8 protein-coding genes are annotated in these 13,914 nt (G+C 32.6%); 4 read left to right on the top strand and 4 right to left on the bottom strand.

All coding sequences use genetic code 11. The features are described 5' to 3' along the window. Window positions 1–145: 145 nt before the first annotated feature. Entirely contained in the window at window positions 146–2,239 is a 2,094-nt protein-coding gene (locus ABD715_RS08720; RefSeq protein ID WP_344787781.1) for a M13 family metallopeptidase, read from the top strand. 82 nt (window positions 2,240–2,321) lie between these two features. Here the strand turns inward: ABD715_RS08720 and ABD715_RS08715 are convergent, their stop codons facing one another. After that, a complete protein-coding gene (locus ABD715_RS08715) occupies window positions 2,322–3,857 on the bottom strand; it encodes an alpha-L-fucosidase (RefSeq protein WP_344787780.1) in 1,536 nt (511 codons plus the stop codon). Window positions 3,858–4,187: 330 nt separating this feature from the next. Between ABD715_RS08715 and ABD715_RS08710 the strand changes: the two genes are divergently transcribed. Beyond that, the gene (locus ABD715_RS08710; protein WP_344787779.1) at window positions 4,188–4,901 is read left to right on the top strand and encodes a hypothetical protein; all 714 of its coding nucleotides are present in this window, start codon (window positions 4,188–4,190) and stop codon (window positions 4,899–4,901) included. 77 nt (window positions 4,902–4,978) lie between these two features. Here the strand turns inward: ABD715_RS08710 and ABD715_RS08705 are convergent, their stop codons facing one another. Then, entirely contained in the window at window positions 4,979–5,410 is a 432-nt protein-coding gene (locus ABD715_RS08705; protein ID WP_344787778.1) for a tellurite resistance TerB family protein, read from the bottom strand. Window positions 5,411–5,842: 432 nt separating this feature from the next. Here ABD715_RS08705 and mfd point away from each other — a divergent pair, with 432 nt between their 5' ends. Together mfd and ABD715_RS08695 are read left to right on the top strand one after the other, a co-directional pair. Continuing rightward, window positions 5,843–9,232: a transcription-repair coupling factor gene (mfd, locus tag ABD715_RS08700; RefSeq protein ID WP_344787777.1), complete on the top strand. Its 3,390-nt coding sequence runs from the start codon at window positions 5,843–5,845 to the stop codon at window positions 9,230–9,232. 31 nt (window positions 9,233–9,263) lie between these two features. Continuing rightward, window positions 9,264–10,613, top strand: a complete 1,350-nt coding sequence (locus ABD715_RS08695) for a TlpA family protein disulfide reductase (protein WP_344787776.1) — start codon at window positions 9,264–9,266, stop codon at window positions 10,611–10,613. Between the two features lie 273 nt (window positions 10,614–10,886). On the opposite strand, the gene ABD715_RS08690 is transcribed toward ABD715_RS08695, so the two are convergent. Further along, entirely contained in the window at window positions 10,887–12,785 is a 1,899-nt protein-coding gene (locus tag ABD715_RS08690; protein WP_344787775.1) for an amidophosphoribosyltransferase, read from the bottom strand. A 165-nt stretch (window positions 12,786–12,950) separates the two neighbouring features. Continuing rightward, a complete protein-coding gene (locus ABD715_RS08685; RefSeq protein WP_344787774.1) occupies window positions 12,951–13,877 on the bottom strand; it encodes a PfkB family carbohydrate kinase in 927 nt (308 codons plus the stop codon). Window positions 13,878–13,914 lie beyond the last annotated feature (37 nt).

The following is a 13,914-nucleotide window of genomic DNA, read 5'->3' as shown; positions in this document are numbered from 1 at the left end:
TATAAGTTAATAAATTAAAAAGAGGTGTATAATTCTTACGTAATGTCCCTTTTTTATTAATGTTTTGTGAAAATATACTAATTGACAAATTTCAAAATTTAAAATAGTAGTAATATTGTACGATTAACTTAAAAACGAAAAAATAATGACTAACTCAAAAAAAATATCGTTTTTTACAGCTATTGCACTTGCAAGTTTGGTGGCATGTAAAAATGATAAAAAGGAAGAAACAGCAGTTGCAGAAGCAGTTGTACCCGGAATTAATCTTGATTTTATGGATGTTTCTACAAAACCTAACAACGATTTCTTTAGATATGTAAATGGGAGTTGGTTAGATAATAACGAAATTCCAGATGATAGATCTAGTTGGGGAAGTTTTTCTGAATTAAGAAAAAAAACAGACGAAGATGCATTAAGTATTCTAGAGTCTGCTATGTCTGATAATAAAGATATTAGTAAAACTCAAGTTTTACCAGGTTCAGATCAAGAAAAAGCAGTGTATTACTACCAAACTATTCTAGATACTGTAGGTAGAAATAAAAAAGGCATAAACCCCATTAAACCGTATTTAGCAAAAATTGATGGTATTAAAAATATTGATGACCTACAAAATTACATGGTACAAACAGCTCCTTATGGTGGTGGTGGGTTATATGGTTTTAGAGTAAGTTCAGACCCTAAAAACAGTAATAGAAACATAGGTTTTCTTAGTGGAGGAAGTGTTGGTTTACCCGATCGAGATTATTATGTAAAAGATGATGCAGACTCTAAAACAAAAAGAGAAAAATATACTGCACATATTGCAAGAATGTTGCAGTTTATTGGTAAAAGTAAAGCAGATGCAAATAAAGAAGCACAGCAGGTTTTGGCATTCGAAACACGTTTGGCAGAAGCTAAAATGGATAAGGTAGAAAGAAGAGATGCCAGAAAAAGATATAATCCAAGATCTATTAGTCAGGTTCAAAATATGGTGCCTGCTGTAAACTGGAGTCGTTTTTTAAACGGTATTGGAGTTAAGCAAATCGATACGGTTATTGTAAGCGATTTAGGTTACTTTAATAGGTTGCAAGAGGTTTTAGCAGATGGTAATGTAGAAACTTGGAAAGCTTATTTAACCTGGAAAAAACTAAGAAGTTCTGCAGGTGTGTTAAGTACAGAGTTGGAAAAAGCAAATTGGGAATTTTATGGAAGAGATTTAAATGGTTCTAAAAAACAACGCCCAAGAAACGAGCAAGCATTAGCAGCTTTAAACCAAAATATAGGTGAAGCTCTAGGGAAACTTTATGTAGATAAAATGTTTCCGCCAGAAGCAAAAACTAAAGCAGAAAACATGATTAAAAAAGTGGTTTTGGCTTTCGAAAACAGAATTAACAAACTAGATTGGATGAGTGAAAGTACCAAGGCTAAAGCTGTAGAGAAATTACGAGCTATGAAGGTAAAGATAGCTTATCCAGATAAATGGAAAGATTACTCAGATTTAGAAATAAAGAGTGTAAAACAAGGAGGTTCTTATTTACAAAATTCGCTTAATGTTAGTAAATGGAACTTTAACAAAAGTATAGATAAGTTAGACAAACCAGTAGATAAGTCTGAGTGGTATATGGCGCCACAGGTTGTAAATGCATATTTTAACCCAGCATATAACGAAATTGTTTTTCCTGCAGCTATTTTACAGCCTCCATTTTATAATTATAAAGCAGATGATGCTGTAAATTATGGAGGTATTGGTGCTGTAATTGGCCATGAGATTTCCCATAGCTTTGATGATTCTGGAGCGCGTTATGATAAAGATGGAAACCTTAACAATTGGTGGACTGACGAAGATTTAAAACAATTTGAAACCTTAGGAAAAGCCTTGGCAGATCAATATAGTGCTATAGAAGTATTGCCTGGTACTAATATTAATGGAGGTTTTACCTTAGGAGAAAATATAGGAGATTTAGGTGGTGTATTAGCTGCTTATGATGCTTTACAATTAACATTTAAAGACCAAGGAAGACCAGATAATATTGATGGTTTTACAGCAGAACAACGTTTTTTTATGAGTTGGGCTACCGTTTGGAGAATAAAAATGCGTGATGATGCTTTAAAAACAAGAATAAAAACAGATCCGCATTCGCCAGGAAAAAACAGAGCAGTACAGCCTTTATTAAATGTAGATGCTTTTTATGATGCGTTTAATATTAAAGAAGGAGATAGTATGTATATTGCTCCAAATAATCGTGTACGTATTTGGTAAGTAAAATTAAGTAGTGCAAAAGTAAAAGCCTAGACTAACAAGAGTTAATCTAGGCTTTTTTATTTTAATAATGTGTTTGTAATTATTCTAATTCCATTTTAAACACATTAGCTAAGCTACTTAATTCAACACCTTCTGGTACAGTAAAAGAGTAAGTTCTCTCTGTTTTGTTCCACTTAACTTCTTTACCAGATTTTAACTCTACAATACGCTTTACTGGCGAGGCAGGACCGTATCCAATATTGTTCATTTTTCCTAAAGATATTTTTGTACCCGCTTTAGGTTTTCCTAATAAAAATACATAAAGTGATTTTTTATCTTTAGATGTTGTAAATCTAACATCGCCAGCGGTATACTTAACTTTAGCCGATTGTCCGCCATGATCGCCTTCTGCAGCCTTAGCATGTCCAAACCCGTAAATATGGAAAGGTCTAGTACCGTAAACAGCTTCTCCATAAACATCTAACCATCCACCAACGTTAGTTAAAAGGTCGCGTTGTTCTTTGTTTATTGTCCCATCAGCTAAAGGAGAAATATTTAAAAGCACAACACCATTTTTACTCCAAACATCAATCATGTTTCTAAGTAACATTTCTGGCGATTTGTATACTTGTCCATTGGTATAACACCAACTTCCTTTATCGCTAACCGTAATATCTGTCATCCAAACTTTTTCAGAAACATCTTTTTTACCACCTTGCTCAATATCTAAAATACTCATGTCTTTAGGTAAATCGTCATGTTTTGCAATAATAACGCCTTCTTGCCCTGTTTTTAAGCCATGGTTAAAAAAGTGAGCAGACATTTCTTCAATTTTATCTTCTGCAACATGGTTTAACCAAACGTCGTACCATAACATATCTGGAGAATATTTGTCTACAACTTCATTAACTTGATCTAACCAATATTGGTCAAATTCTTTTTGAGGAAGGTTTCCATAAAATTTTCTTAAATCAGCATCTTCAGACGATGTTGGGTACTTAGGGTTGTATGCAAAATGGCTGTTATAAGTATCCCATTTTGTAGAGTCGCCTTCATGTCTTTGTCTTTGTCTAGCATGGTGAAACGATGTCATGGTTTTAAGACCACGTTTTTTTATTGCAGTTAAAATTTCTCCTGTAATATCTTTTTTCGGACCCATATCGGCAGAGTTCCATGGGTTTATTTCACTATCCCACATAGCAAAGCCATCGTGATGTTGTGCTACGGGGCCAGCAAATTTTGCTCCAGCTGTTTTAAAAAGATCTGCCCAACTTTCTGCGTCAAACTTTTCTGCTTTAAACATTGGTATAAAATCATGATATCCAAAATCTTCAAGTTTACCATAGTTTTTTTCGTGAAATTCTTTATAATCAGGGTATTCATTTTCTCTATATAATCTATAAGGATACCATTCTGAACCATAAGCAGGAACACTATATAAACCCCAGTGAAAATAAATTCCTAGTTTAGAATCGTGAAACCATTCTGGATCTTCATTGTGTTTAGATAAAGATTCCCAATTTGCTTCGTAAGTAGTGTCTGTTTTTGTAGCTAGTGCAGTTTCTGTTTTTGGTTTAGAGTCTTCGCAAGACCAAAACAGTAAAATTATAAGTAAGCCTTTAACAATGTTATTCATATTTTTAAATGTAAGATATTGGTTGAATTATAGGTGTAAAATTAATATAACAGTGTATCGTTTAAGGAAACTAATGATTTTAAAAAGAGAACTATTGGTTAATTTTAGGGTAAAATAGGCTGTAAATGCTAAATTTCTAGTTTGTATTTTAAGAAAGCTTATTTTTTGTTTAAACTAAAAGAGTCGTGTTAAAATATAGTTTATTTTGTTAGTTGTTTATATAATGTCAACTTTTAAAAGTTGATTTTAAGAGGTTGTATTAACCCTTTTTAATGGTGTGTAAATTTAATTGATTAACTTAGTAGAGGTTAAACTTTTAAACTTAAAGTTATGAAATTATCTTTTTTAGCAGTTGTTCTTTTTATCGTATTTGGGGTAAATTTTAGTTCTGCTCAAACGCACACGGTTACGGGTAAAATAGTGGCTTTTAAAAAATATGGAGTTAAAAGCGTTAAGGTAAGTTCTAAAAAATCTAAAACAAGTGTGTTTTCAGATGCTCTTGGTAATTTTTCTATAGCTTGTAAAAAAAATGACCAACTGGTGTTTAGTGCGGGTGGTTTTCATACTCAGCGTTTAAAACTAAAAGGAGAAAATAAATTACACGTAAATTTAGTTGTTATTCAAGTAGAAGCTGCTTATAAAGATATTGTTAAAAGTGGACACATGACACAGAATGACCTAGAGTATAGTTTAGAGCATTTGTTAGACGAAAACAACAACTTCGATCAATTGGCCAACATATACGATGTTATCCAATACGTTTACCCACAAGCCAAAGTGGTAGATCAAAATATAGATCCATCGGTTACTCCTGGCGATTTTGGAGCAACAGGAAAGCAAATTATATTAGATTCTAGAGGCGTTAATTCTATAAACGCAAGTCAGTATGCTCTCTTAATTGTAGATGGAGTTGTTACACACGATATTTCTGGAGTTAACCCTATAGATGTAAAATCTGTTAAAGTTTTAATGGGTAATAAAGCTGGGCACTGGGGTGTAAGAGGAGGTAACGGAGCTATAGAAATTACACTAAAGTATAATTAAAGACCGCTAAAAATATTCCATAAAAAAAAGCGCCCAAATTAATTCGAGCGCTTTAAATATTGTATAGATTTTATTTTCTATTTATTCATATTTTTTATTTCCTCAATAAAAGTATCTAAATCAACACCATTTTTAACTAAAGTCAAAGCTTTATCTGTTATGTATTTTACATTTACAGCATGAAAACCAAGTCCAACAGCTAACTTTTTTAATAAGGTATGCTCTTCATCCTCTTTTATGTTATCAACATGTACCATGCGTACTAAATCGAACAAACGCTCTAAACGCAAGTCGTAAGATGCAGGCGGATTTATAGGGTGAGATTCATAATTCTTTAAAATGGCTTTAAAGTCTCCTTCTCCAATCTCCAATCTTTGCGCCAATCTATCTAAAAATTGTTGCTCCTCGGTTGTAATTATACCATCTGCCATTGCTACACGAACAATTGCTGCAAAATGACTCTCATTACGCTTTTTAAACCCACTGTCAAATAAATCTGAAAACGACATATATTTTTCTTTTTTTAGTGATGCAAACCTACATATTTTTTTTAAGATTTTATACCGAAATTTTAAATATTTGGGCGTTACCACAGGGGGCGCGCTTTCGGCAGTCGCTCTCTACGAGGAGCTTCAACAAATGCCTCAATCCCTAACGCAATTAAAACAAATTAATCTTAACTCTTTTTTTTAAATTTTTATAGTAATAACACTCAGGTCTTTTTTGTAAGCCATTCTTGTTTTATTTACATGGTTTAACTTTGTGTTTGTTAAACAATAAACTTAAAAATAGCATAAAAATTTTAGACATATTATTGAGGTCAAATAGTTGGTTTTTAGTTAATTTGTTAATACTAAATCTAAACAAATATCTTCAAAAAGTAGGTAAAGCATTATATAAATAATTCTAAACCGTATATTTACACTGTAAAATAAAATAAAGTGAGTAAATCTTCCCTCTCGCAATCTTACGGACAGACTTTGCAAATGCAAAATCTGCGAACTGCTATTGCCCAATCTCAGAGTAAAACCCATTTAAAAGGCCTTGTGGGTTCGTCTTTTTCTTTTGTAATTTCTCAAGCTTTTAAAACTGCAGAAAAGCCCTTTTTAATTATTTTTAACGATAAAGAAGAAGCAGCTTTTTATTTAAACGATTTAGAGCAACTTGGTAACGAAAAAGATGTGTTGTTTTATCCTGGTAGTTACCGTAGACCCTACCAAATAGAGGAAACCGATAATGCTAATGTGCTTTTACGTGCCGAGGTTTTAAACCGTATTAATTCGCGAAAAAAACCAGCAATAATTGTTACGTATCCAGATGCGCTTTTCGAGCAAGTTGTAACCAGAAAAGAATTAGAAAGACATACTTTAAAAATAGGTGTTAACGACAATTTGTCTATAGATTTTGTTAACGAAGTTTTGTTTGAATACCAATTTAAAAGAGTCGATTTTGTAACCGAACCTGGTGAGTTTTCTGTTCGTGGTGGTATTGTAGATGTGTTTTCGTTTTCGAACGACGAACCTTATAGAATAGAGTTTTTTGGCGATGAGGTAGATAGTATTAGAACCTTTGATGTAGAAACTCAACTCTCCATAGAGCAAATAAAAAAAATAAACATTATTCCTAATGTTGCCAATAAACTACTAGACGAAAGGCGACAGAGCTTTTTAAAGTATATTGCCCAAAAAACAGTAATATGTTTTAAAAATGCCGATTTATTCTTTTCTAGAATAGACGATTTTTATGGCAAGGCAGAAGAGGCTTTTAAAAACCTATCTACAGATGTAAAGCATGCAGAGCCAAGCGAGCTGTTTTGTAATTCTACATTACTAAAAAAGCAATTATTAGAGTTTTCTATTATAGAGTTTGAGCGATCTACAGATTTAAATAATTATTTGGTTAATGATGCAGGACAAATAACCTCTACACCACGTACAGATGTAAGCGAAATTGTTTTTAAAACAGTTCCGCAACCATCTTTTAATAAGCAATTTAACTTATTAATAGAAAACTTAAATGCAAATACAAACAACGGATTTGTAAATTATATTGCGTGCATTAGCGAGCAACAAGCTAAACGTTTTCACGATATTTTCGACGATTCTCAGTTAGATGTTAAGGCTTATCAAACCATTATTTTATCGTTACACCAAGGGTTTATAGACCACGATAATAAAGTAGTATGTTATACAGATCATCAAATTTTTGAACGTTATCATAAATTTAACCTTAAAAATGGCTATGCTAAAAAGCAAGCTATTACTTTAAAAGAGCTTACAAATTTAGATATAGGCGATTATGTTACGCATATAGATCATGGAATTGGACGTTTTGGCGGACTTCAAAAGATAGACGTAGAAGGGAAAAAACAAGAAGCTATAAAATTGGTTTATGGCGAGCGCGATGTGCTTTATTTAAGTATACACTCACTGCATAAAATAACTAAGTTTAATGGTAAAGATGGTAAGCCTCCTAAGGTTTATAAATTAGGTAGCACCGCATGGAAAACCTTAAAGCAAAAAACAAAAGCGCGTGTTAAACATGTGGCTTTTAATTTAATTAAGCTTTATGCAAAACGTAAAACAGAAAAAGGCTATCAGTATAACGAAGATAGTTATATGCAGCACGAGCTAGAGGCATCGTTTATTTACGAAGACACACCAGATCAAAGTACTGCAACTGCAGATATTAAAGCCGATATGGAAAGCGAACGCCCTATGGATCGCTTAATTTGTGGCGATGTTGGCTTTGGTAAAACAGAGGTGGCTATTCGTGCAGCTTTTAAAGCGGTAGACAATGGTAAGCAGGTGGCTGTTTTAGTGCCAACAACTATTTTAGCATATCAGCATTCTAGAACATTTTCTCAGCGTTTAAAAGATTTTCCTGTAACGGTAGATTATGTAAACCGCTTTAGAACAGCAAAGGAAAAACGCGAAACATTAGAACGCCTAGAACAGGGTAAGGTAGATATTATAATAGGTACACACCAACTAGTTAATAAAAACGTGAAATTTAAAGATTTAGGACTTTTAATTGTAGACGAAGAGCAAAAATTTGGAGTTGCTGTTAAAGAAAAACTAAAAACTTTAAAAGACAACGTAGATGTACTTACGCTAACAGCTACACCTATACCAAGAACACTCCAGTTTAGTTTAATGGCTGCGAGAGATTTATCGGTCATTACAACACCGCCACCAAATAGATATCCTATAGAAAGTCATGTTATTCGTTTTAACGAAGAAGATATTCGCGATGCTGTAAGTTACGAGATACAACGTGGCGGACAAATATTTTTTATTCATAACAGAATAGAAAATATTAAAGAAGTTGCAGGTATGATTCAACGTTTGGTACCCGATGCCAAAATAGGTATTGGTCATGGCCAAATGGATGGTAAAAAGTTAGAACAACTTATGCTATCTTTTATGGATGGTGATTTTGATGTGTTAGTAAGTACAACTATTATAGAAAGCGGGCTTGATGTACCAAATGCTAACACCATTTTTATAAATAATGCTAATAATTTTGGACTAAGCGACCTACACCAAATGCGAGGGCGTGTTGGGCGTAGTAATAAAAAAGCATTTTGTTATTTTATTACTCCAGAGTATTCTGCGATGACAGAGGATGCTAGAAAACGTATTTCTGCTTTAGAGCAGTTTACAGAGCTTGGTAGCGGATTTAATATAGCCATGAAAGATTTAGAAATTCGAGGTGCTGGAGATTTATTAGGAGGGGAGCAAAGCGGATTTATTAACGAAATTGGTTTCGATACATATCAAAAAATATTAAACGAAGCTATTGAAGAGCTTAAAGAAAACGAGTTTAAAGATTTATATAACGAGCCAGAAGAAGGTAAGGTTTATGTAAAAGACGTAACTATTGATACCGATTTCGAATTGCTTTTTCCAGATAGTTATGTTAATAATATTGCAGAGCGATTAAATTTATACACGCAGCTTAATAACTTAAAAACCGAAGACGAGTTGTATAATTTTGAAAAGGAATTAATAGATCGTTTTGGTGAATTGCCAAATCAAGTGACCGATTTATTAAATAGTGTCCAAATAAAGTGGTTAGCAAGTAAAATAGGCTTTGAAAAAATTATAATGAAGAAAGGGAAGTTTGTAGGGTATTTTATTAACGACCAACAAAGTAATTTTTACCAAAGTGGTACTTTTACCAAAGTATTAAAGTTTGTACAAGCAAATGCTAATATTTGTAAAATGAAAGAAAAACAAACCCGTGCTGGCTTGCGATTATTGCTTACGTTTGAAAATATTAAATCTGTAAACCAAGCTTTAAATGCCATTAAACCCATTATGGCTTAATTATTGTTTATTAAATTATAAATTATTATCGATGTTAAAACGTCTCTTTGCTTTAGCAGTTTTATTACCAAGTATTATTATGGCTCAGCATACCATAAAAGGTGTGTTTTCTCCTCCAGAAGATTATAAATTCGTATTGTTATATAAAGTGGCCCCAGAGGTTTCTACTTACGTAAGTAACGCCGAAATAAACGAAAAAGGAGAGTTTGAGTTTATGTTAGACTCTACTGTTACAAAAGGTATTTACAAATTGGTTTATGCTGTACCACAGGAAGATTATAATTTTGATGTTATTTACAACGGTAAAGAAGATATAGAGTTATCTTTTAATTCTGAAACTGGAGTTACATTTCAATCGTCTTTAGAGAATACTTTATTAGCATCTTATACCAATAGTATGTCTATGGTAACCAATAGTATTGGTAAGTATTTTAGAGAAGGCGATAAAGATACCTTAGCATTTAAGTCTATTTTAAAAACACAGCGAGAAACACAAGCTAATTACGAGTTGGGAGCAAAGGAGACTATAGCGCTTAACTTTATTAAGGCTAACAGGCCATATATACCTAATAAAGCAGAAGATGGAACTACATATCTTGCTAATTTAAAAACACATTATTTTGATGCTGTAGATTTTAAAAATGAAATACTTCAAAGTTCAGATTTTTTAACTGAGCGTATGTTTAATTATGTGTTTGGAATTTCTGCTGATGCTAAAGATGAAGCATCGGGTTATATTAAAAATATAAAAGCTTTTACTGCAGTAATTAGCAAAGCTCCTGTAAAAATTAAAAAAAGACTTTTAACAGATTTGTGGCAACAAATGGCCGATTTAAATTTAGAAAGTGTTGCTAATTTTATAGCAGAAAATTATTTGATGGATTTAGCTGTGTCGCTAAACGATCAAGAACTTTTACATGCTTTAATTTTATATCAAAACACATCTATAGGCAATAAAGCCCCAGATTTTTCTATAGAGATAAAAGAAAAAGAAGTGCTTGTTACCAAAAAACTAAGCGAGTTAAATGTGGCAAAACACTACATTCTGGTATTTTGGAGTAGTACTTGTTCGCATTGTTTAGAAGAGGTTCCGCAGTTACAAAACTTTGTTAACTCCAAAGAAAAAGGAATGTTACAAATTGTAGCTATTGGTTTAGAAGACGAACCTTATAAGTGGAAAGATTTAACGTATCGTTACCCTGAGTTTTTACACGTTTATGGAGCTGGTAAATGGGATAACGAAATAGGTAATGCTTATGGTGTTACAGGAACGCCTACATACTTTATTTTAAACAAAGAAAAAGAATTTATTTACAAGCCAGAAACCTTTGATGATGTAAAAGATTTTTTTAGCGATAAAAAAGAAAAAAATAACGAATAAAAGTAAACTGTTTTAAATCTAAACCTATTGATTTTATTTTTGCAATGTATTGTTTATTAGTGTTTTGTGTGGTTTAAAATTGGTTTTGTTGTATAAAAAAAGGCGAACAGATGTTCACCTTTTTTTGCCCCAAATCTACCATGAACTTAACCTACTTATGTTATGGTGATACCAATTTATGTGTATTTCCTATAAATTGAGTATTTATTAGATTAAATGCGTTTATTTCAGATAAAACGCAATTATCAATTGTTAAAATTGATAATATCTTAGTTAATATGCACGTTCTTTATTGCCTTCGTAAAAATTGATAAAAGCACGGTTTACAACTCTATTACCACCATCTGTAGGGTAATTTCCTGTAAAATACCAATCGCCTTTATGATCTGGACATGCTTTATGCAAGTTTTCTACAGATTGGAAAATAATTTTTACTTCGGCTTTTATACTTTCGTCACTTAATAATTCTGCTACTTTATCAGAGATTTGTTCTGCTGTAAAAGGTGAATAAATTTCTTTTACAAAATTTTGTACATGCTTATCGTCTAATTCTGTTTGTTTTAAACATTTTTCGTAAACAGATTTTACAATATCGAATTGGTTGCTTTCTTTTAATAAAGCTAAAGCTGCTCTAAAGGCTACTAGGCCTTCTAGATTAGCCATGTCAATACCATAACAGTCTGGATAACGTATTTGTGGAGCAGAAGACACAACAATAATTTTCTTTGGGTTTAAACGATCTAGCATTTTTAAAATACTCATTTTTAGTGTAGTACCTCTTACTATGCTATCGTCTATAATAACCAGATTATCTGTAGGTTTAATAACGCCATAGGTTACATCGTAAACGTGAGCAACCAAATCGTCTCTACTGCTGTCTTCTGTTATAAAAGTTCTAAGTTTAACGTCTTTAATAGCTATTTTTTCAATACGAGCACGTTCAGATAATATCTCAGTTACTTTTGCTGCAGATAAAGAGCGTTGCCCGTTTAAAATAGCATTTGTTTTGGTTTTATTTATAAACGCTTCTGCTGTTTCAATCATTCCAAAAAACGATGTTTCTGCAGTATTTGGTATAAAAGAAAATACAGTGTTTTTAGTGTCCTCATCAATTGCTTTAAGCACTTGAGGCATTACTAATTTACCAAGCATTTTTCGTTCTTGATATATTTCAGCATCACTACCTCTAGAGAAATAAATACGCTCAAAAGAGCAAGATTTTCTTTCTAAAGGTTCTAGAATTTGTTTTAATCTAATATCGCCATTCTTTTTAGTAATTATAGCTTGACCAGGATCTAATTCTTTTACGTCTTCCATTTTTACATTGAAAACAGTTTGAATTACTGGTCGCTCTGATGCTACAACAACAATTTCGTCGTCTTGATAATAATATGCTGGACGAATACCTGCAGGATCTCTTAAAACAAAAGCATCTCCATGTCCAATAAGACCAGCCATAGCGTAACCTCCATCCCAGTTTTTTGCAGCACGTCGTAAAATTTTTGCAACTTTTAAACGTTCAGCAATAAGTGGAGAAGCTTGTTGCTTATTGTAACCTTCTTTTTTTAAATCTCTATAAATTTTACTAACAGCATCGTCTAGAAAATGACCAATTTTTTCCATTATAGTAATGGTGTCGGTATATTCTTTTGGGTGTTGACCTAATTCTATTAAATTACTAAAAAGCTCTTTAACATTGGTCATGTTAAAGTTTCCTGCCATAATTAGGTTTCTGTGCATCCAGTTGTTTTGTCTTAAAAATGGATGTACACTTTCTACGCTGTTTTTACCAAAAGTACCGTAGCGTACGTGGCCAAGTAAGACTTCGCCAATATAGGGTATGTTCTTTTTTTGTGCAGCTACATCGTTTGTGTATTCTGGATGTGCTTTAAGCTCATTATTAATTCTGTCGTTAATTTGAGCAAAAATATCTTGAATTGGTTGTTGTGCAACAGAGCGCACTCTACTTATGTAACGTTCTCCTGGTTTTGTGTCTAATTTAATGCTAGCAAAACCAGCACCATCTTGTCCGCGATTGTGCTGCTTTTCCATCATAAGGTACATTTTATTTACACCATAAAATGCGCTTCCATATTTTTCTTTATAATACTCAAGTGGTTTTAAAAGCCTTATCATGGCAATTCCACATTCATGTTTTAAAGCATCACTCATAAATTTTTAAATTTTCGCTATTCTCATTAATTTACATTATTTCATAAAAACTAGGTATTAGTGATTTTACTGAAATAATAAATTGATTTAGGTTTTTATTACCTGCTTTTTTTAAGAGCAAGGTTTGTATTAAAAAACGCGCTCTAAAATTTAGAGCGCGTTAGTTTATGTTAATTCTATTTCAAATTGCGTTAATTGCTTAAATTGCATTAGTCGCTTGTGTACTTCATCTTTCGATAGGTTTTCCATGCGCTCGGTTCCAAACTTTTCAACACAAAAAGAGGCTAGTGTAGAGCCATAAATTACTGCTTTTTTCATGTTTTCGAAAGAGGTATCTCCTGTTTTAGCAAGATAGCCTGCAAAACCACCCGCAAAGGTGTCTCCTGCTCCTGTAGGGTCAAAAACTTCTTCTAGTGGCAATGCTGGAGCATAAAATACATCTTCATTATGAAATAATAAGGCACCATGTTCTCCTTTTTTAATTACCACATATTTTGGTCCCATTTCATGAATTTTTCGTGCTGCAACAACTAAGCTATATTCTCCTGTTAGTTGCCTTGCTTCTTCATCATTAATAGTAATTACGTCTACGTTTTTTATAACGTTAAGTAAATCGTCTAAAGCACAGTCCATCCAGAAATTCATGGTATCTAAAATAGCTAATTTAGGTTTTACCGTCATTTGATCTAGAACACCTTGTTGTACAAGTGGGTGTAAATTACCAAGCATTACTATTTCTGCATCTTGGTAGTTTTTTGGTACAACAGGATTAAAATCGGCAAGGGTATTTAACTCTGTTACCAAAGTATCGCGAGAATTCATATCGTTGTGGTAGCGTCCGCTCCAGAAAAAAGTTTTACCTTCTTTAACGATTTCTATTCCAGAAATATCAATGTTTTTATTTGATAATAAATCTAAATATTTTTGAGGAAAATCGCCACCAACAATAGATACTGCTGAAGAATCTACATTAAAGTGAGAAGCAGATAAACCTATGTAAGTAGCAGCACCTCCAAGAATTTTATCGGTTTTACCAAAAGGTGTTTCAATGGCATCAAAAGCTACAGTGCCAACAATTACTAATTTGCTCATAAAAGAGGTTATGATGATTTTTTTGCAAATATAATTC

The organism is Postechiella marina, assembly GCF_039538365.1.
GTDB classification, from domain to species: domain Bacteria; phylum Bacteroidota; class Bacteroidia; order Flavobacteriales; family Flavobacteriaceae; genus Postechiella; species Postechiella marina.
The sequence above is the reverse complement of the archived record's forward strand: the minus strand, read 5'-3'. Positions and strand labels throughout refer to the sequence as shown.